The 21,534-nt window shown below is 32.5% G+C and carries 18 protein-coding genes; 12 read left to right on the top strand and 6 right to left on the bottom strand.

All coding sequences use genetic code 11. From position 1 onward, the window contains the following. The 6 genes from P8V03_RS15295 to argF form a co-directional block, all read left to right on the top strand. The coding region (locus P8V03_RS15295) for a methyl-accepting chemotaxis protein (RefSeq protein WP_318798836.1) at nucleotides 1–2,125 on the top strand (2,125 nt) is incomplete at its 5' end. A 151-nt stretch (nucleotides 2,126–2,276) separates the two neighbouring features. Then, nucleotides 2,277–2,570 carry a hypothetical protein gene (locus P8V03_RS15300; protein WP_261671297.1) on the top strand — a complete coding sequence of 98 codons (294 nt, stop codon included), beginning with the start codon at nucleotides 2,277–2,279 and terminating at the stop codon, nucleotides 2,568–2,570. A gap of 165 nt (nucleotides 2,571–2,735) precedes the next feature. Beyond that, nucleotides 2,736–4,052 (top strand): hemolysin family protein, encoded by a 1,317-nt coding sequence (locus P8V03_RS15305; RefSeq protein WP_318798837.1) that lies wholly within the window; start codon nucleotides 2,736–2,738, stop codon nucleotides 4,050–4,052. Between the two features lie 279 nt (nucleotides 4,053–4,331). Continuing rightward, complete coding sequence (carA, locus tag P8V03_RS15310; RefSeq protein ID WP_261671295.1) at nucleotides 4,332–5,393, top strand: glutamine-hydrolyzing carbamoyl-phosphate synthase small subunit; 1,062 nt, start codon at nucleotides 4,332–4,334, stop codon at nucleotides 5,391–5,393. Nucleotides 5,394–5,398: 5 nt separating this feature from the next. Beyond that, nucleotides 5,399–8,596: a carbamoyl-phosphate synthase large subunit gene (carB, locus tag P8V03_RS15315; RefSeq protein ID WP_318798838.1), complete on the top strand. Its 3,198-nt coding sequence runs from the start codon at nucleotides 5,399–5,401 to the stop codon at nucleotides 8,594–8,596. Nucleotides 8,597–8,618: 22 nt separating this feature from the next. Beyond that, entirely contained in the window at nucleotides 8,619–9,539 is a 921-nt protein-coding gene (gene argF, locus P8V03_RS15320; protein WP_261671293.1) for an ornithine carbamoyltransferase, read from the top strand. Nucleotides 9,540–9,595: 56 nt separating this feature from the next. On the opposite strand, the gene P8V03_RS15325 is transcribed toward argF, so the two are convergent. Genes P8V03_RS15325 through argB form a run of 3 tightly spaced genes read right to left on the bottom strand, consistent with a single transcriptional unit; the run spans nucleotide 9,596 to nucleotide 12,755 of the window. After that, a complete protein-coding gene (locus tag P8V03_RS15325) occupies nucleotides 9,596–10,714 on the bottom strand; it encodes a M20 family metallopeptidase (RefSeq protein WP_318798839.1) in 1,119 nt (372 codons plus the stop codon). Next, a complete protein-coding gene (locus P8V03_RS15330) occupies nucleotides 10,714–11,880 on the bottom strand; it encodes an aspartate aminotransferase family protein (RefSeq protein WP_318798840.1) in 1,167 nt (388 codons plus the stop codon). The genes P8V03_RS15325 and P8V03_RS15330 overlap by 1 nt, the downstream gene beginning before the upstream one ends. Further along, nucleotides 11,862–12,755 carry an acetylglutamate kinase gene (gene argB / locus P8V03_RS15335; RefSeq protein WP_261671290.1) on the bottom strand — a complete coding sequence of 298 codons (894 nt, stop codon included), beginning with the start codon at nucleotides 12,753–12,755 and terminating at the stop codon, nucleotides 11,862–11,864. The genes P8V03_RS15330 and argB overlap by 19 nt, the downstream gene beginning before the upstream one ends. Before the next feature lie 138 nt (nucleotides 12,756–12,893). Here argB and argC point away from each other — a divergent pair, with 138 nt between their 5' ends. Together argC and argJ are read left to right on the top strand one after the other, a co-directional pair. After that, nucleotides 12,894–13,931 carry an N-acetyl-gamma-glutamyl-phosphate reductase gene (gene argC, locus P8V03_RS15340; protein ID WP_318798841.1) on the top strand — a complete coding sequence of 346 codons (1,038 nt, stop codon included), beginning with the start codon at nucleotides 12,894–12,896 and terminating at the stop codon, nucleotides 13,929–13,931. Nucleotides 13,932–14,015: 84 nt separating this feature from the next. After that, the gene (argJ, locus tag P8V03_RS15345; RefSeq protein WP_318798842.1) at nucleotides 14,016–15,242 is read left to right on the top strand and encodes a bifunctional glutamate N-acetyltransferase/amino-acid acetyltransferase ArgJ; all 1,227 of its coding nucleotides are present in this window, start codon (nucleotides 14,016–14,018) and stop codon (nucleotides 15,240–15,242) included. On the opposite strand, the gene P8V03_RS15350 is transcribed toward argJ, so the two are convergent. From P8V03_RS15350 to P8V03_RS15360, 3 genes are all read right to left on the bottom strand, one after another. Further along, nucleotides 15,239–15,709, bottom strand: a complete 471-nt coding sequence (locus P8V03_RS15350) for a hypothetical protein (protein WP_318798843.1) — start codon at nucleotides 15,707–15,709, stop codon at nucleotides 15,239–15,241. The two genes, argJ and P8V03_RS15350, sit on opposite strands and share 4 nt — an antisense overlap. 255 nt (nucleotides 15,710–15,964) lie before the next feature. Continuing rightward, nucleotides 15,965–16,459 (bottom strand): thiol peroxidase, encoded by a 495-nt coding sequence (tpx, locus tag P8V03_RS15355; RefSeq protein WP_318798844.1) that lies wholly within the window; start codon nucleotides 16,457–16,459, stop codon nucleotides 15,965–15,967. 126 nt (nucleotides 16,460–16,585) lie between these two features. After that, nucleotides 16,586–17,473 carry a DUF2156 domain-containing protein gene (locus P8V03_RS15360; RefSeq protein WP_318798845.1) on the bottom strand — a complete coding sequence of 296 codons (888 nt, stop codon included), beginning with the start codon at nucleotides 17,471–17,473 and terminating at the stop codon, nucleotides 16,586–16,588. Between the two features lie 318 nt (nucleotides 17,474–17,791). Between P8V03_RS15360 and ymfI the strand changes: the two genes are divergently transcribed. From ymfI to P8V03_RS15380, 4 genes are all read left to right on the top strand, one after another. After that, entirely contained in the window at nucleotides 17,792–18,535 is a 744-nt protein-coding gene (ymfI, locus tag P8V03_RS15365) for an elongation factor P 5-aminopentanone reductase (RefSeq protein ID WP_318798846.1), read from the top strand. Nucleotides 18,536–18,648: 113 nt separating this feature from the next. Further along, on the top strand, nucleotides 18,649–20,295 hold the full coding sequence (locus P8V03_RS15370) for a methyl-accepting chemotaxis protein (protein WP_318798847.1): 1,647 nt from the start codon (nucleotides 18,649–18,651) through the stop codon (nucleotides 20,293–20,295). A 97-nt stretch (nucleotides 20,296–20,392) separates the two neighbouring features. Further along, nucleotides 20,393–20,770, top strand: coding sequence for an SdpI family protein (locus tag P8V03_RS15375; protein WP_318798848.1), 378 nt, complete (start codon nucleotides 20,393–20,395; stop codon nucleotides 20,768–20,770). 271 nt (nucleotides 20,771–21,041) lie between these two features. Next, nucleotides 21,042–21,494, top strand: coding sequence for a DUF6241 domain-containing protein (locus P8V03_RS15380; RefSeq protein ID WP_318798849.1), 453 nt, complete (start codon nucleotides 21,042–21,044; stop codon nucleotides 21,492–21,494). Nucleotides 21,495–21,534: the final 40 nt, after the last annotated feature.

Raw genomic sequence — 21,534 nt, forward strand, 5'->3', positions numbered from 1 at the left:
GTCAGTATTTACTAATAAAGAAATGAATAAAAATACTCGATACATATGGTATGGGCACTGGTATCAGCATATTCAGTTTAGAATCAATTGTACTAAATCTATATTAGGAAGGGTGTTATACATGAAATTGAAAGCTATAAAAGTTAAAAGCATAAAGTCCAAGCTTACTGTAAGTATGATTTCTATTTGTGTAATTTCAGTACTGGCTTTAGGAATCGCCTCTTACCTTCAGACTAAATCTCTTTTAGCGAAAAAATTAGAGGTTACAAGTAAACAAACCTTATCAGAAGTAAATAGTTCCTTAAATAATTATTTTGAAGGTATTTCGGTACAAATGAAAATGGCATCTAATAATGTGAATTTTTCTGAAATAGATTTATCTGAGGGACGTATAGAATTTACGAAGAAATATCTTGAGGATATGAAGAAAAGTAGCGAAAGCATTATAAGAACATTCTATGGAACGGAATCCGGTAAATTTGCAATATATCCACAAGTAGAACTAGGTAATGATTTTAGTTACAAGAACAGAGACTGGTATACTTTAGCTGTAAATAATAAAGGTAAAACAGTATTTACTGATCCCTATAAGGATATAGTAACGAACAAAATAACTATCACTGCAGCTAGAGCTGTAGAACTTAATGGCAAGTTGGTAGGAGTAGCTGCCATGGACTTATCTCTCGATGTCCTTTCTGATACCTTTTCTAAGTCAAAAGTAGGAGAAACAGGTTACATATCTATATTTGATAAAAAAGGGATTATAATCTCTCACCCTAATAAAGAATTTATAGGTACAGATACTCCAACAAAGCAAAGTTTTTGGAAGGAAGTAAAGGAAAATAAAAGTGGTTTCATTTCTTATAGCTTTGAAGGACAAAGTAAGTTTGCGTCCTATGCTACAAATGAGGTAGCAGGATGGAAGCTGCTGGGCACAATGAATGAAAGTGAACTTCTAAAGGATGTAAATACTATAAAATACTTGATTTTTGTAACAATCTTAGTAGTAACAGTCTTAGCATCTATTATAGCGTTTCTCTTAAGTAGAGGTATAGGAAACAATATAAATAGAATTAAGACCTCCTTCAGCAAAGCGGCACAAGGAGATTTAACCACTGTGGTAGATATTAAGTCAGAGGATGAGCTTGGAGAACTAGGTGATGACTTTAACCTGATGATGTTAAACTTATCTAATTTAATGAAAAACCTAGGACTATCTTCTAAAACTATTCTAGAGGCATCCTCCAATATTGCAGGTATGTCGGAAGAAACTACTGCATCTATTAATGAAGTTTCCAAAGCCATAGGAGAGATATCTCACGGTGCCACTAATCAGGCGCAAAATGCTCAACAAGGTGCTAGTAATATGGGAGAATTAGCCCAGAAATTAGATCAAATAACCGAATCAACTATTGAAGTATCAGAGATTTCTTCAGAGACGCAAAAATTAAGTTCAAAAGGACTGCAAATGGTTGAAACCCTTACTTTAAAATCTGAAATAGCAAAGAAGTCTTCTGAGCATGTAAGTGGAATTGTTGAAGAGGTAAACAATAGTATAAGTCAAATCACATCAATTTCAGAGTCTATATCACAGATTACAGAACAAACTAATTTATTATCTCTAAATGCATCTATTGAAGCAGCTAGGGCAGGAGAAGCAGGAAGAGGATTTGCAGTAGTAGCTGATGAAATTAGAAAACTTGCTGAACAGTCGAGAAACTCTACTGAGGAAATTAAGAAAATTGTAGAGGATATACAAAGTAAGTCAATGACAGCAGTAAGTGCTATGGGAAACTCGGAAAGTATAATAAAGGAACAGGAAGAAGCTGTAATTGAAACAAAAGAAATATTTAATAACATAATAAATGGAGTTATATTGTTAACAGATAAGATAAGCAAGATCCAATATTCAATAACAGATATAAATGGAAACAAGAATATTGTGGCATCTCAAATTCAGGATATATCTGGAGTATCTGAAGAAATTGCATCAGGTACGGAGGAAGTCTCAGCGGCTACAGAGGAAGTCAACTCCACAATGGATGAATTGACAAAATATGCAGAGGATCTACAGGAGCTAGCTGAAAAGCTACAAGAAGAGATGAATAAGTTTAAGGTTAACTAAAGAAAGCAGTAAAGGTTTATCTATTTTGTTGCCGAAAGGCAAAATAGATAAACCTTTATTTATATTTAATATAAATGTAGCATAATTCACTCTTTTAGCTTAAAATATTAAATGAACTTTAAAATACTGAAGATTAAGGAGAGAATTATCTATGAGAAAAAATTTTCCCGTAAATAAAAGAACAGATGATGCAAAAAAGCCTATTCTACCTACAATTATAATTTTAGGATTACTTCTTTATATTCAAGGTTTTATTTTTGTTTCAAAGCTTAATACTATAATGATGTTGGCAGGAGGATTGTTTATATTCATACCACTTTTTATTATTGCATTTTCTAAGAGAAAAAAGCAGAAAGTAATGTCATCACTATTAATAATAATTTCAATTTATTTTATATTTCTTTTAATATATATGTTATATACAGTACTTCGCACAATGTTATAAAGACATAGTATTTAAATTGATTTCTGGTTATAAAAATGTAGGCTAAAATATATACTTTATATAAGCCTTATAAAAACTTTACAGATACTTAATTTGAAAAATTCTAATTTTTGTGATATTATTCTTAGTACTAATATTTTTTATGATTTCTAAGGGGGAATATCAATGGAGGGAGACCCTGGTAGTAGTATATTACCAGAATTATTATTAATACTATTTTTAATTTTAATTAATGCCTTTTTTGCTGCAGCGGAGATGGCAATCGTATCGCTAAATAAAAATAAAGTAAATCTTCTTGCAGAGGAAGGAAATGAAAAGGCAAAATTATTATTAAAGTTGACGGAAGAGCCAAGTAGGTTTTTATCTACTGTTCAGGTTGGAATTACTCTTGCAGGATTCTTCGCAAGTGCATCTGCGTCTGCAAGTATAGCTGACAACCTGTCACCTTTGCTTAATGAACTAGGTATACCATATAGTGAGAAAATTTCTGTGATTTTAATTACTATTGTTCTTTCTTACATTACTCTTGTCTTTGGAGAATTGTTTCCTAAGAGAATAGCATTACAAAAATCAGAGACACTAGCGATGTTTGCAGTAAAACCAATTATAGTTGTTTCTAAGTTAACTCTGCCTTTTGTAAAGTTGCTTTCAGGTTCAACAAACTTACTTCTTAGAATCTTCGGAATAAATATAGATAATCTAGAAGAAAAAGTATCTAAGGAGGAAATTAAGTCATTAATTGAGGTAGGACAAGAACATGGAGTTATTAATGAAACAGAAAAGGAAATGATAAATGGTATATTTGAGTTTGACAATAAGCTTGCAAAGGAGGTTATGACTCCAAGAACAGAGGTATTTTTAATTAATATTGATACACCAATAGATAAAGTTATTGACGATATACTTGAGGAACAATTTTCTAGAATACCAGTTTATGAAGGTGATATTGATAATATTATAGGTATTTTATATATAAAGGATGTCTTTATTGAGGGCAGAAAAACGGGAATGGAGAAGGTAGATATTAGGAAAATTTTACGACCAGCTTATTTTGTTCCTGAGACTAAAAATATTGATGATTTATTTAAGGAACTTCAAAATACTAAAAACCATATGTCAATTTTAATTGATGAATATGGCGGTTTTTCAGGTATTGTTAGCATAGAAGACTTAATAGAAGAGGTAATGGGTAATATCTTTGACGAATATGATGAAGTTCAGCAGGATATAAAGAAAATTGATAATAATACTTTTATCTTAGATGGATTATTACCAATTGATGAGGTAAATGAACACCTCCACCTAGACATAGAGTCATATAATACTGATACCATTGGAGGGTTTGTTGTTAGCTTGCTAGGAAGTATACCTAAGGATAATGATCAAAATGTAATTGAGTATGAAAACTTAATTTTTAAGATTGAAAAGGTAACTGAAAAAAGAATTGAAAAACTAAGATTATGTATACAAAAAGAGGCCTAGGCCTCTTTTTTTTACTTAAAATAATGGAAAGGCGTATTGCATTTATATTCATTAATATGTATAATCATAAATATGTTGTAGTATATTATTCTAATTATACAACTACACATAGTTATTAGGTAATTCAATACTCATATTATTATATATTTTCATGTCATTATGAAAAAGGTATGCAGAGTAATGGAGGATTATAATTATACACAAGGATTTGTAAAAAACAATAAAGCAAAACTCAAGGAAAAGAGAATATTGATCTATAGAATAGAAAGGAGATTATAAATGAAAGCAATACTTGTACTTCAAGATGGAACCTATTTTTCAGGAAATTCCTTTGGATCTCAAGGTGAAACCTTTGGGGAAGTAGTCTTCAATACCTGTATGACTGGATATCAAGAAATTCTTACAGATCCATCCTACAATGGTCAAATAGTTGCTATGACTTATCCCCTTATAGGAAACTATGGCTTCAACGATATTGACAAAGAATCATATAAGCCCCATGCAGAGGGATTTATTGTTAGAGAAGGCTGTGATACTCCAAGTAATTGGAGGGCTAGCATGAGTGCAGAAGATTACCTGATTAAAAGTGGAATTGTAGGAATTAAAGATATTGATACAAGAGCTCTTACGAAACACATTAGAAAATTTGGAAGTATGTTTGGAATAATTTCAACGGAATGTTTTGATATAAAGAAAAACATTATGCTTATAAAAGAAAAAGCATTAGAAAAGAGAAAATTAGTTAGAGAAGTAAGCACTAAGGAAATGTATAGAATAGAAGGTAACGGTAAAAGGGTGGCAGTAGTTGATTTCGGAGTTAAGCGTAATATACTAAGGTCTTTAAAAGAAAGAGGATGTGATATATACGTATTTCCTTCTGATTCATCAATAGATAGTATTTTATCCGTTAATCCAGAAGGAATTATGTTGTCTAATGGCCCTGGAGATCCTGAGGATTTAACAGATGTTGTAGAGAATGTTAAAAAACTTATCGGTAAAAAGCCTATAATGGGAATCTGTCTTGGACATCAGCTTTTAGGAATGTCTCTTGGCATAAAAACCTATAAATTAAAATTTGGTCATCATGGAGGAAATCATCCGGTAAAAGATTTAACTACAGGTAGAATATATATTACATCCCAAAATCATAACTACGCTCTTCAGGAAAGTTCTAATGAGGAAATTCAAGTTACACATTTAAATGTTAATGATGGAACAATAGAAGGTTTCAGGCACAAGCGTTTTCCAATTCTCAGTGTACAATATCATCCAGAAGCAACTCCTGGTCCACAGGATTCAAATTACATTTTTGATCAATTTATTAAGATGATGGAGGTATAGTTATAATGCCGAAAAGAGAGGACATAAACAAAGTAGTAGTAATTGGATCAGGGCCTATTGTTATAGGCCAGGCTGCAGAGTTTGACTATTCTGGTACCCAGGCCTGTAGATCCTTAAAGGAAGAGGGAATAGAAGTTGTTCTTATAAACAGCAATCCGGCAACTATTATGACAGATAAGGATATAGCAGATAAGGTATATATAGAGCCTATAACCTTAGATTTTGTTAAAAAGATTATTTATAAAGAAAGACCAGATGGAATTCTTCCTTCTTTAGGAGGACAGACAGGACTGAATATGGCTGTGGAGCTTGCTGAAGATGGAATACTAGAGAAGTTTAATATAAGATTACTGGGAACATCACTAGAATCCATTAAGAGGGCAGAAGATAGAGAATTATTTAAATCCACCATGAAGGAAATCGGAGAAAAGGTTCCACATAGTAAAATAGTAACTAACTTAGAAGATGCAATTGACTTCGCAGAGACAGTTGGTTTTCCTATAATTATTCGTCCTGCCTATACCCTAGGAGGTACTGGCGGTGGAATAGCTACTAGCCTGGAAGAATTTAAGGATATTGCTAGTCGTGGGTTGAAGCTTAGTATTATACATCAAGTTCTTCTTGAGCAGAGTGTTGCGGGATGGAAGGAAATCGAGTACGAGGTTATGAGAGACAATGTAGATAACTGTATTGTAATATGCAATATGGAAAACTTTGATCCTGTGGGCGTTCATACTGGAGATAGCATTGTAGTGGCACCTAGTCAAACCCTTAGTGACATTGAATATCAAATGCTTCGCTCTGCATCAATAAAGATAATCAGAGCCCTTAAAATAAATGGAGGATGTAATATCCAGTTTGCTTTAAATCCTAATAGTCTTGAATATGTGGTTATAGAGGTAAATCCAAGAGTAAGCCGTTCTAGTGCATTAGCTTCAAAGGCTACTGGTTACCCGATAGCTAGGGTTACTGCTAAAATTGCCATTGGTTTAAATCTTGATGAAATAAAAAATTCTATTACTGAAAACACCTATGCTTGCTTTGAACCGTCACTGGACTATGTGGTGACAAAGGTTCCTAGATGGCCTTTTGATAAATTTATAACTGCAAATCGTACATTAGGTACACAAATGAAGGCAACCGGTGAAGTTATGGCAGTAGGAAGAAACTTTGAAGAGTCCTTTCTAAAGGCAATAGATTCACTAGATGTAAAGCTAGATTATCAGTTAGGATTAAAGCTATTTGAAGATAAATCTGTAGAAGAACTTAAAGAGTTTATAAAAAGTGCCAGTGACGAAAGGGTATTTGCCATATCAAAGGCTCTTCAGAAAGGAGTATCTATAGAAGAAATAGTAGGAATAACGGAAATAGATTACTTTTTTATTAGTAAATTAGAAAAAATAGTTCTACTGGCAGAAGAGATAAAAAATAGTAATATTTGCAATATAGATTGTGAGCTTATGTATAAAGCTAAAAAGATAGGCTTTGGAGATAGCTATATAGCAAACTTATTAAACACCTCAACGGAGGCTGTAACTGAAAAGAGAAAGAAATTTAATCTCCGCCCTGTATATAAGATGGTAGATACCTGTGCAGGAGAATTTGAAGCTGCTACACCATACTATTATTCAACTTATGAAGAAAAGGATGATGTAGCAGCAGATGAAGGAAGAAAGGTTATAGTAATAGGCTCTGGCCCTATAAGAATAGGCCAGGGAATTGAATTTGATTACTGTAGTGTTCACTCAGTTAAGTCTCTTAAAGAAAAAGGCATAAAGGCAATAATTATAAATAATAATCCTGAGACTGTAAGCACTGACTTTGATACTTCTGATAGACTTTATTTTGAACCTCTTACCATTGAATGTGTACTGGACATCATTGAAAGAGAAAAACCAGAAGGGGTAATCATTCAATTTGGAGGGCAGACTGCTATAAACCTTGCAGAAGGTCTTGAAAAAGCTGGTGTTAGAATCCTGGGAACGGATGTAGAAAGTATAGATACTGCGGAAGATAGAGATAAATTTTTAAAACTGCTGCAGAAGCTTCAGATCCCAATTCCAGAAGGAAGTACTGCTTATTCTATTGAAGAGGCTCTGAAAATTGCTGGTGAAATTGGCTATCCAGTCTTAGTGAGACCTTCCTATGTGTTAGGTGGAAGAGCTATGGAAATAGTTTATAGTGATAAAGAATTAAGAGAGTATATGCAGCTGGCAGTAGATGTGTCTAATGTGCACCCAATACTTATAGACAAATATATTATGGGAAAAGAGGTAGAAGTAGATGGAATTTGTGATGGGGAGGATGTACTGATTCCAGGAGTAATGGAGCATATAGAGAGAGCAGGAGTTCATTCAGGAGATAGTATGGCTGTATATCCACCCTGGGATTTAAGCGAAGACATCCAAAATACCATTGTACACTACACTATGAAATTAGCAGTTGCATTAAGAGTAAAGGGATTATTTAATATACAGTTTGTTATAGATGAAGAGAATAAGGTTTATGTAATTGAAGTGAATCCTCGAGCCAGCAGAACGGTACCACTATTAACAAAGGTTACAGGTATACCTATGGTGAAACTAGCTACTGAGATTATTATGGGAGATACTCTTAAAGATATGGGGTATGCTTCAGGTCTTGCAGACATAGGAGAGTTGATAGCTGTAAAGGCTCCTGTTTTTTCCTTCTCAAAGCTTACAATGGTGGACACTTTCTTAGGTCCAGAAATGAAGTCTACTGGAGAGGTTATGGGAGTAGATAAAAAAATAGATAAGGCCCTATATAAAGCTTTATTGGGCTCTGGTATGAAACTATCAAAGGATGGTAATGTGCTTTTATCCATTGCAGAAAGAGATAGAGATGAAAGTATTAAACTATCAGAGGAACTGCTCAGCCTAGGGTATAAGTTGTTTGCTACAGATAACACATATTCTTATTTAAAGGAACAAGGAGTTAATATTAGCTTACTTCCTATGAAGGATGTTAACAAGTGGATTAAGGAAAATAAGTTGACTATGATTGTCAATACTCCTACAAAAGGAAAGGTAAATATAAGAGATGGGTTCTTACTAAGACGTACTGCCATGGAGTATAATGTGACCTGTATAACTTCCCTAGACACTATAAAGGCAGTTATTAGGGCCCTTACAGTTTACAAAGAAGAAGATGAAATTGAAATTTATTCATTAGATCAGTACTAAAAATGCAGAGGGGGTTATTACAATGAAGGATTTAATAAGCTTACACTACCTAAGTACGGGGGAAATTTTTGAAATTTTAAAGGTAGCTGAAAAGTTAAAGTATGAGCTTAAAAATGGTATAGCTCATAATATATTAAAGGGTAAAACTTTAGGAATGATTTTTACTAAGTCCTCCACTAGAACTAGAGTTTCTTTTGAAGTTGGAATGGCTCAGCTAGGGGGATATGCCCTATTCTTGAGTTCTAATGACATACAGCTTGGAAGAGGGGAAACTATTTATGACACAGCTAACGTACTTTCAAGATATATAGATGGAATCATGATAAGAACTTATAAACACAGTGATGTAGAAGACCTTGCTAAATACTCATCTATACCAGTTATAAATGGACTTACAGATCTCCTTCATCCCTGCCAGGTATTAGCAGATCTATTAACTATTTATGAGCACAAGTCAAAGCTTGAAGGACTTAAGCTTGCATATGTAGGAGATGGAAACAATGTAGCACATTCTCTTCTTTATGGTTGTGCAAAGGTAGGAATGGATATATCAGTAGCTACACCTAAAGGATATCAGTGCAATTTCGATGTGGTTGAAAGTGCAAAGGAAGATGCAAAGCTTACAGGAGCCAAAATAGTGACTACAGAAGATCCTGTAGAGGCTGTTAAAGATGCAGATGTGATATACACAGACACCTGGGTAAGTATGGGACAGGAAGATGAAAAGAAGGAAAGAATAAATATATTTAAACAGTATCAGGTTAATGGAAAACTTTTCTCAATGGCAAAGGAAGATGCAGTGTTTCTTCACTGTCTTCCTGCTTACAGAGGTCTTGAGGTAACAGAGGAGGTTATTGATGGGCCACAGTCCTTGGTTTTTGATGAAGCGGAAAATAGACTTCATGCTCAGAAGGCGGTTATGGCACTGCTTTTAGGAAAATAAAATAAGTGAAGAGGATGTAACCTAGGGAACAGTACCCTAGGGAACAGTACCCTAGGTTACATCCTCTTTACTGTAGTTATAAAGTTCACTAATGTGCAAATGCCATGAAAGATAGCTTCATTAGAAGCATCAAAATCACAGGAGTGTAGTGGATGAGTCCCTTTAACTCCATCTGATATTCCAAGCCTAAAGTGAACTGCTGGAACTTTTTCAGCAAAAAAAGCAAAATCCTCGGCAGCAAAAGTTCTCTCTAGAGGAAGAACATTATGTTCCCCAACTAATTTTTTAGCAGTTTTAATAAAAGCATCCGTTAAGTCAGGATGGCTTACAAGTGGAGGATATTGAAATTTATAATCTACCTCAGCACTGCAACCATATTTTTTAGCGCATATATAAGAGTTCTCTAAAAAATCTTCATGTATTTTTTTTCTCAGATTATTATCAAAAGTTCTAACGGTTCCACAAATTTTACAATCATCTACAATTATATTAGGTGCATTACCACACTGAATTGAAGTAAAGGTGATTACATGAGAGTTTAAAGGATTGCTTTCTATCTGGGATTTTACATTAATTGTTTGAATAAAATCTATAGCAGGATATAATGGGTTTTTAGAAAGGTGGGGCATGGCTGCATGACCACCTTTTCCTTTAAAGGTTATATAAAAATCATCCACCGAAGCCATAGAAGGACCACTGGAAACTTCTATCTTACCAACATCTAAATTAGGCCATACATGAAATCCTAATATAGATTTAACTCTAGGGTTTTCAAGAACTCCTTCTGCTATCATTGTCTCAGCACCGCCAGAAGCTTCTTCTGCCGGCTGGAAAATAAGTTTTACTGTTTTATTTATTTTAAGCTCTTTAAGAACTAAGGCAGTTCCTAATAAGATTGCAGTATGGTAATCATGTCCACAGGCATGGGAAATGCCATTGACAGGGAGAGCGTCTATATCAGCCCTAATTGCAATACAATCATCATCGCTATTTAAAGTAGCTGAAACTCCAGTTTTAGCAAATATTTTAGTATCTAACTGGAGTTTGTTTAAAAAATCTAGAATGATAGACTGAGTTTTATATTCTTGAAAAGCCAATTCTGCATTAAGGTTAAGTTTTTTTCTTAAGTTTATTAACAGGTTCATATTTTTCTTTACTACTTCCTTGATACCCATTAACTTAACTCCTTAATTGCTTCCTCAAGTATTTTAACAGCTGTGTCAATTTCTTCTACAGTAACATTAAGTGGTGGAAGAAGTCTTATAACATCTGTTCCAGCAGTGACTACTAGCAAGCCCTTCCTAAAGCATAAGTTTGTAAATTCCTTTGGACTTGTATTAATACTTATTCCTAATAATAATCCCATACCTTTAACTTCATCAATCAAACTATACTTATTTTTTAATCCATTTAGCTTTTCTTTAAGATAGCTTCCTTTTTCCTGTACAGAATTGATAACACCACCATCAGTTAACTCTGTTATAACTGCTAAAGCAACAGCGCAGCCTAGAGGATTTCCTCCAAAGGTACTGCCGTGGTCACCAGGTACAAAAGCTTTAGCAGCTTTTTCATTAGCAATAACTGCTCCTATTGGGAAACCACCTCCTAAAGCTTTAGCTATAGGAATTACATCAGGAATTACATCAAATTGTTTATAGGCAAATAGATTCCCTATTCTACCCATGCCGCATTGTATTTCATCGAATATTAATAGAGCATTAAATTTATCACATAGTTTTCTGGCTTCTTTTAGGTATTCAGTACTTGCAGCGTTAATGCCGCCTTCACCCTGGATTGGCTCAATAATTATGCCGCAGACTTCATTGGTGAAATTTTCATATAAGTCTTCTATATCATTAAAGTTAATCTTCTTCACTCTAGGAATTAAAGGTAAAAAGTCCTGTTGATATTTTTCTTGACCTGTTACAGAAAGGGCTCCCATAGTTCTGCCATGGAATGAATTATCCATATATAAAATTATATCTTTATTAGTATTTTGAGATTTTCCATATTTTCTAGCTAATTTTAAAGCCCCTTCTATTGCTTCTGTTCCACTATTGCAGAAAAATACCTTGTTATGATCACAGTGCTCTATTAACTTTTCAGAAAGCTTTATGTGTTCAGTATTCCAATAGTAATTTGATACATGAATTATTTTTTTGCTTTGCTCTGAGAGAGCTTTAACCATAATAGGGTGACTGTGTCCCAGACAGTTGACGGCTACACCAGAAACAAAATCCAGGTATTCTACTCCATTGGTATCATAAATTTTAGTTCCAATACCCTTTTCAAAGATAACATCAAATCTTCCGTAGGTATTCATTAAATTATTTTTTTCCATTGATTTACACCTCTTTCACTAATAATTTTAGTTCCACAGTTTCTAGTTATACCATAGATAAGACTATGCTCTTTTCTACCATCAATTAAATGAACATCTTTAGTTCCTTTTTCCAGAGCACTGATACAACATTCTAGCTTTGGAATCATACCACTGCTAATAGCACCAATTTCTGAAAGGTGTTTTATTTCATCAGTTGTTATAGATGATAAGAGGGTAGAGGGATTATTTATATCTGTGTATACCCCTTCGATATCTGTCAAAATTATTAGTTTTTCAGCCTTTAAAGCACTACTTATAGAGGAAGCTGCATAATCTGCATTTATATTATAGCTATTGCCATCTGTATCTGAGGCTACAGGAGAAATTGTAGGAACATATCCCCTCTCAAGAAGGCCTAAAAGAACTTTTTTATTTATATTTACAATTTCTCCTACAAAACCTAAATCTATCATCTCATTATTTTCAAAAAGGTATTTTTTCTTGGCATTGATCAAATTACTATCTTTACCGCTTATACCAATAGCATTAATTCCTATTCTACTTAAATCTGATGCAAGTTCCTTATTTACGTGCCCTGATAATACCATTTCAACAATTTCCATTGTAGTTTTATCTGTAACTCTTAATCCTTTAATAAAGTTGCTTTCTATACCTATTTTGTCAAGCCACTTAGAAATTTCAGGTCCGCCGCCATGTATGATGACAACTTTAATACCTAAATTTGTTAATTGTAATACATCATTGACAAAGGCAGTTTTAGAGAGTTCATTGTTCATTATGCTGCCACCATATTTAATAACAAAAGTTTTTCCACTATATACTTTAAGCTTTGATAAAAGTTCTATGTCTACAGAACCATGTTGGACAACCATTTCATCACTCCACTCTGATGTATAATATATGAATAATTATACTAGTTATTTAATAAAAATTCAATAAGTTATTGTATTTTTTCTAAAAATGTTGCATAATTATACTATAAATAAATTAGCAAATCTGAGGTGGTATTTATGATTAATGTTGGTATAATTGGAGCTACAGGCTATGCAGGAGAACAATTAGTTTGGATACTGAATAATCATTCAAAGGTGAATATAGAGTTTATAAGTTCCTATAATTATTCAAATGAGAGATATAGTGAAATTTATAATAATTATTATAGTTTCTTTCAGCAAATTTGTATTGATACAGAAGAAGCATTAAATAAATTAGAACTTATAGATGTATTATTTATTGCTCTCCCTCATAGTAAGTCCTTTGAGATAACTAGAAAGGCCTTGCAATTAGGAGTAAAAGTTATTGATTTGGGGGCTGATTTTAGGTTGAATTCAGAAGAAGAATATGAAACTTGGTATGGAGCTCAGCATGGCTATCCTGAAGTACTAAAGGATGCAGTTTATGGCCTAACTGAAGTTAAAAGAGAAGAAATAAAGAAAAGCTCCTTAATAGCTAATCCAGGGTGTTATCCTACTGCAAGTATATTAGGGCTGGCACCTCTTTTAAAAAATAGTTTAATAGATGACAGATCAATAATTATTGATGCAAAATCAGGTGTATCCGGTGCAGGAAGAGCAGCGACCATAGGAAATATTTTTTCAGAATGTAATGAATCTATAAAGGCTTATTCTGTAGGAAAACACAGGCATACTCCAGAAATTGAACAGGAATTAGGTAAAGTTTCAGGAAAAGATATAATTTTATCTTTCACTCCCCATTTAGTACCAATGAATCGAGGTATTCTTGCTACCTGTTACAGCAGATTGAAAAATAAAATTACAAAGGAAGATGTGTTGGAATTATACAGGAATTTTTATAGGAATGAATATTTTATTAAGATTATTGATGTTCTTCCTGAAACCAGATGGGTTAAGGGGTCTAATCTTTGTCATATAGGAATAGAAGTGGATTCCAGAACGGATAGGGTAATTGTAGTATCTGCAATAGATAATCTAATAAAGGGAGCTGCTGGGCAGGCAGTTCAAAATATGAATGTGATGTTTGGTATAGAAGAAACTAAAGGTTTAGATTTTGTAGCAATGTTCCCTTAACTAAAATAAAGTTAAAAAAATTTTTTTATCTAGGGTTGTTATTTATAAGTATACCTTTGTTCAATGAAAATATTATAAGAAAGGATGATTAGCGTGGAAGTTATAAACAATAAAACTATTACTGATGTACCTTATTTTAAAGCCTCAGGAATTCACATAGGATTAAGAAAGAAAGAAAAAAAGGATTTATGTGTGATATATAGTGAGAAAAAAGCTGTGGCAGCTGGGGTGTTTACAAAGAATAAAGTTAAAGCAGCCCCTGTTATAGTAGATATGAATCATATTGGTTCAAGAAATACTCAAGCTATTGTAGTTAATAGTGGTTATGCTAACTCTTGTACAGGCAGCAAAGGGATCGAAGATGCTTACGAAATGGCAAGAGTTACAGCGGATTGCCTAGGGTTAAAGCCAGAGGAGGTGCTAGTTGCGTCCACAGGGAGAATTGGAGTGTCATTACCTATGGATAAAGTTATTCCAGGGATAAGATGCGGCTGCAGCGAACTGTCTTATAGTGGAGGAAAGGATGCAGAAGAAGCTATTTTAACTACAGATACCTTTACAAAAAGTATCTTTGTTGAACTTAATATAGATAATAGAAAAGTTTATATAGGTGGTATTGCTAAAGGTTCCGGTATGGTTCATCCTAATATGGGTACAATCTTAGGGTTTATTGCTTCTAATATAAATATAACTAAAGAGATGCTAACCAAAGCTTTAAAAGATAGCGTTACTGATTCTTATAATATGATATCCGTAGATGGTGATACTAGTACCAATGACATGGCTATAGTTCTTGCTAATTGCACTGCTGGAAATAACTTAATAGATCAGGAAAATAGCCAGTATTATAAATTCAAAGAAGCTTTAGATTTTGTAAATAAAGAACTTTCAAAGATGATAGCTAAGGATGGAGAAGGTGCTACAAAGCTTATAGAGATAAGCTTAAAAGGTGCAAGAAGCAAAGAAGATGCCAGAATTTGTGCCAAGTCTGTTATCTCTTCTAGTTTAGTTAAATCTGCTTTTTTTGGAAGTGATGCCAATTGGGGAAGAATTATGTGTTCCCTAGGGTATTCAGGAGCTGATTTTACACCACAAAAGGTTGACATAGTCTTTAAAAATAATTCAGGAGCTATAATGGTAGTTAACAAAGGTGCGGCAGCTATATTTAATAAACAACTAGTAGAGGAAATATTAAAACAGGATTATGTAAATATATTAATCGACTTAAATGATGGGATTCATGATGCAGTAGCCTGGGGCTGTGATTTAACTTATGACTATGTGAAAATTAATGGATATTACTGGACTTAGCCTATATTGCCAAAAGAGGAGTAAATCCTCTTTTGGGGACTTAGGGGTAAGTAAGGTGAAAACTTAAGCTTTTTTAAGAGTATGTCGAGGTTACCTTTAAAAGTGAAGAATAGTGCTCTATCTTTATTATCAAATACCATAAGGTAAGGCGTTTCATCCTTTGGTAGTATTATAATCACTTCATCTACAAAGGATTTAAGTAGTGGATTTTCTACTTCTACAGGAGTATCAAAAGGAATTTTAATCATATAACCATTATTAGGAATAGGATTAAATTTAGTAATCACACCATTTATATTTTTCAAGTAACCTTCCGCTTCTTTTTGCAGTTCAGGATCTGATTTAATTCGTTTTACTACTGATTCTTTTCTTACATCAAAAATCTCTATATTTGTAAGTTCTTCTGCTGAAACATTTATTGAAAATAGTATTAAAGAGATTAAGACTATCAATAATCTTTTAGTCATTAGCCATCACCTCATAATTAGTATTACCAATAAAGTAGAAGCTATAAAAAGTTATCTATAACTAATGAAGATATTTTAAGTTTTAATACTAAAAACAAATAAACAAGGAAAGTAGTTATATATTAAAAACTCATCCTTGTTTATTTATGTGGCTATTTTATTTTAAATTTATTATTACCAATAGTAATTAATTTATACATGATTTTCAATAATTATTTAATTTGTCTATAAAACTTAACCTAATAGTGAAAAAATCTACTTAGCTTCTTTAGCAGCTTTTAAAATAGCTTCATAGTTTGGATAATCTGTGACTTCAGGTACATATTCTACGAAAACAACCTTATTACTACTATCAATTACAAAGGCAGCCCTAGCAAGAAGTCCTAAATCTTCAATGTAAGTTCCAAAATTCTTGCCTACTGTTCTATCTTTATAATCAGATAGAGTAATTACACTTTTTATACCATGAGCTGCACACCATCTTGATTGGGCAAAAGGTAAATCCATAGATATTGTGTAAACAGTAACGTCAGGAATTTCAGAAGCTCTTTCGTTAAAAGTTCTTGCTTCTAAATCGCAAACAGGTGTATCTATAGAGGGAACGGTAAGTATTATTCTTACTCCTTTTGTATCTTTTAAAGAAATTGGTGCCATAGAGTTATTTATAACAGTAAAGTCTGGTGCCATGTCGCCTACCTTAACTTCATCCCCCAAAACCTTTACTGGATTTCCTTGAAATTTTAATTCCATATTACACGCCTCCAATAATTTATATTATTTAGTAATTATTATCTAATAATATTTTAACATTATTTTTAATGTTATTCAACTATTTTTTTCCTAAAAAAATTAATTGTTCCATATGTAATGGAAATATCAGTCTATAGTAAATTTTTTAGCTAATTTAATGGGTACGTAAGTAAGTTTTGCTTGTCTAAGCCCCTCTATTCCTAAGTCTTGTTCTCTATTTATATAAGGCACCTCCATAAAATGATCCTCAATAAAGGTTTTATTAATAAAATTATATAAACCTCTAATGTCTGGATCAGCCTTTTCTATATGAATTATAGCCATGTTTTCATTAATTTTTTCCCCAATGGTGAAGGCTGACAATTTACCTTCTACATAAACTACCATACCTATAAAGTCTAAATTTGATGAATTCCTTAACATTTCCTCTATAGATCTTAGTTCGTAAAGTAAGTATCCTTTGCAAACATGTTTATGACACCATTCCCGCGCAGACTTTATACAAGGCTGAATTAATTCAGAGGTAATAGGAGCCACTTCATAATTATAATTTTTTATAAAATAATTATAATGGTTTTTTTTCTTATGAAGTTTTTTTCCAGACAGGCTAGAAAGAGCCTTGCTTTCATATATGTAATCAAAGTTATCTCTATCTTCTGATATAGCAAATTTACCTTCGCCATAGACTGACGTTAGTTCTTCAACAAACCATTCCTCAACATCCTTAAAAAGATGAGGGAGGCCTAACTGGCTTTTTAATTCTATTAAGAAGTTAATAATCTCTTCTAAGTTTTCTCGTTTATAACCTATAGGTTGCATGAAGTGAAGTTCACCTTCAAAATCAGATTTAAGAATAATTAATACATCTTTATATAAAGCATATTGTATGTCTAAAGCTTTTCTCCATATAAAAAGGTTTGTAAAGGAATATTCACAGGTTTCGAAGATATATGGTTTTAGATATTTGTCAAAGAGGTCTTTATCATTAATGGTTAAAGGTTTAAATTCAAGCATGTTAAAAACATCCTTTCTCTAAAAATAAGCGTAAATCAAAGTGTAACGTTGCTGAATTTTGCAATAGTATTATATTATGAAAAAAATTGATATAAATGCAGCTATAATAATATTATTTTAAATTAATTAACAAATTTAATACTTCCTGCAGTACAAAAGTTCAATTATTATTAAGGTATTTGGTAATAAGTTATAAGTTTGTTAATTTGATAGAAATTAATTTGTTGAATTTAATTCTTCATAGGATTAATATATTAATATGTAAGTTTTAAAATACATTAATAGCAGCTTATATTTTAGCAGGGAGTGAATAGTTAAGTGGAAAATTTAAATGGCAAAGTTGCAGTTGTTACTGGGGCATCGAGGGGGATAGGGAGAGGAATTGCAGTGGAGTTAGCTCGTTGTGGAGCAAGTATTATTATTAACTATAAAAATAGTGAGGAAGAAGCACAAAAAACTTTAGATATAATAAAATGCTTAGGCGGTTACGCTATTAAAGTTAAGGCTGATATAAGTAATTATGGTCAAGCAAAGTTACTTATAGATACTGCCGTGGAAACCTTTGGGAAAATTGATATTTTAGTTAACAATGCTGGAATATCCAGTGTAGGATTATTTATGGATATGAGAGAAGCTGAATGGAATGAGATGATAGATATAAACTTTAAGGGAGTTCTAAATTGTTCTCATAGCGCTCTCAAGTATATGGTTTCTCAAAGAAGTGGAAATATAATCAATATATCTTCAATATGGGGAAACTCAGGAGCATCTTGTGAAGTAATCTATTCTGCTGCAAAGGGAGCTGTAAATTTGTTTACTAAATCCCTTGCAAAAGAAATGGCTCCTTCAGGTATAAGAGTTAACGCTGTGGCACCAGGAGTTATAGACACAGAAATGAATAGTTGGTTAAGTAGTGAAGAGAAAAAACAATTAGAAGAGGAAATTCCTATGGGCAAGTTTGGAGGTGTACAAGATATAGGTAGAGCAGTGGTATTTTTAGCTAGCAAGGAATCTCAATATATAACAGGACAGGTATTAACTATAGACGGTGGTATGATTTAATTATAGTTATTATAAACTTAGGAAGGAAAAGTGCGTACAAGACTTGAAGAACTTAAGTTTTTAGGTCAAGTAAAGAGTGTTTAGATAAGAGAAAGAAGAAGGAGTTGTGATTGGTGTTTGGAAGCTTAAAAAAAAGAATAAACTTTGGCTTTATTGCAGTAACACTTTTGTGTATATTGTCAATAACCTCTCTGTCTGTATATCAGACAATAAAAACAGCAGAAAATCAGATGAAAAATGATGGAGAAACTATTGTGGCTTTAACTAATCAAAGCATAAGTACATATAGTGTAACTAAAGATTTGGATAAAATAACAAAAGTACTGAAAGATACTAAAAGTGCCAGTGGTAACAGTATAGCATATGTTTCCGTAATAGATACTAGTTGCAAAATAATAGCACATAATGATGATAGTATGTTAGGTCAAAGTTCAGATAGAAGCAAGTTTAGCAAGGTTCTTGATGATGGTAAGAATGATGGGTTTATGTTTTTAAGACCTACAGGAGATAGAGTTTACAATGTGTCCATGCCCTTAAAGGAGCAGGGGAAAATAGTAGGGGCTGTCTCTGTTGGTATTTCACTAGAAGCTATGACTAGTATAGCTAGAGAAAGTTTTATGTTGAATATAGTATTATCCTTAATAATATTAGCTATTTCAATTATTGTAGGAGCTATCATTTCTCATAATATTTCAAAGCCGTTAGTACAAATACAAGATAAAATGAAAAAGCTGGCAGAAGGGGACTTTACAGTAGACTTTCATGCAAAATCTAAGGATGAAATAGGATCTCTGATGACTACATTAAGTTTTGTAATAGGGGAAATAAGAAGCATGATGACTAGACTAAAGGAAGCTATAGAAAACTTAGATAATATGTCTAACAACTTATCAGCTTCCGGTGAAGAAGCGGCATCATCAAGTGAAGAGGTGGCAGCTTCCGTTATGAATGTGGGCAATTATACTGCAGACCAGAATGATAAGATAGAGAACATGAAAGGCTCTATAGAGGATTTTGCAGAGTCTTTAGATTTAATAAACCATAAGCTTTCAAAGGTTTCCCATGGAAGTGAAAAGATAAAGGTATCTGCAGATATGGGAGCTGTAGAGTTAGAGAACTTGGTAAGTTTAATAGATGAGGTAAGAAGAGAATTTGAAGATACAGAAAAAAGAATAAGTAATTTAAATGAAAATGTAGGCAAGATATCAGAAATAACTGACGTAATAAATTCTGTAGCTGAGCAGACAAATTTACTGGCTTTAAATGCAGCTATTGAGGCTGCAAGAGCAGGGGAAGCAGGAAGGGGATTTTCTATAGTAGCAGATGAAATAAGAAAGCTTGCAGAACAGGTACTAGAATCCTCCAAGACAATAAATAGTTTAGTTAGTACTATTACAAATAATACAGAAAATGTTTCCAGTATGACTAAAGAGGTGTCAGGCAAAATGGAAAACCAAGTTAACTCTGTAAAGAAAACAGTAGAATCCTTTGGTCATATTCTTCAGCAAATAGATGGAATACTTCCGCAGATGGACAATGTTTATGGTGAATTAAACAGCTTGATGAACAAAAAAGATAATTTATTAGAGCAATCTAGCTTTATTGCAAATTTATCAGAACATATAACAGCTTCTTCTCAGGAAATATCTGCTGCTGTTGAAGAACAGAATTCGATTACTGAGGAGCTATCAGCTTCTGCAGAAGATCTTAAAAATACAGCAGATAGCATAACTGATGCTTTGAATAAATTCAAAATATAGTAATTATTCAAAATAGACTAGATTTTTCTGAGAATTTGTTTTATCATAATGACATAATACTTTGACAAGCATAATTATTTAAAAGGGGTGTGGCATTATGATAAACTCATTAATTTTTGGACTAGTAACACTAGCGTTTGGGATAATTCCTAAAATAGTAAAACCTAAAAAAATTAATTCATGGTACGGTTATCGTACACCTTTGTCAATGAAGAATCAAGAGATATGGGATGAAGGAAACAGATATTCAACAAATCAATATATAATTGCAGGAATTATTTTATTAATAATAGGTAGAATAGGATATGCTTTTTTAGGAACTAAAGGGTATCTAGTTCCACTAATAGGTTTTTTACCGGTACTATACTTCACTATATTTACAGTTGATAAACATTTAAAAAAGACTTTTGATAGTAATGGGATGAGGATAAATAGTAGTTCTGCAAAATTAAATAGGAAAAGCGCTGAACAATAGAATAAATATTAAAGAATATAGGGGTTCATTTTACTTAAGCATTGAACTCCTATATTCTTTTCATTTATATTACTATTTCATTAACACTTATATAATTACCTCCTAGTTTAAAAAACTAGGAGGTAATTATATATTAAATAAAACATATATTAAGATAATTATAAAAAGATTACAAAATTTTACATATATGGTAACGCAACTATGATATAATTTTAATTAGGAAATTACTTGAAAAAATTCATTATTTTTTGTGACGATAGGAGGTTATGTTTTGAAAAAGAATAGCAAGTTATTAATTGGATTATTCATAGGGATAATGGTTTTATCTGGAGTAATTGGTTTTGCAGCAATTAATAAGGGCTTTAGTAAAGATAGTAATACTTCAGAAAACATTGACAAAATCACAAAGGTATTTAAGAAAGATGAAATCAAAGACAAAAAAACCTTAGAAGCATATCAAAAGGTTCATGAAATGGCCAATACAAAAATTATTGCAGAAGATGGTTTAATATGGGGTGAAATAGAGCCTACGACAGAAAAAATTGACTTACTTATAAAAGAAGTTTGTAGTTCTAATTATGAAGATAAAGACAAGCTATTACAAATTTTAAATAGGTGGAAAAGCGGTGATTTCAGCAATTGTGTAGAAGAACATAATTTTGTTTGGAAGAAGCTAGGAGGAGAGGTAGGGAAAGCCTCAAAGTTAAGAGAAGGAGTTAAATAGCATTTTATTGCGTAACAAAAGTTTGGTGCACTGAACACCG

This window comes from Clostridium tanneri (genome assembly GCF_033659955.1).
In the GTDB taxonomy this organism is placed as follows: domain Bacteria; phylum Bacillota; class Clostridia; order Clostridiales; family Clostridiaceae; genus Clostridium_AM; species Clostridium_AM tanneri.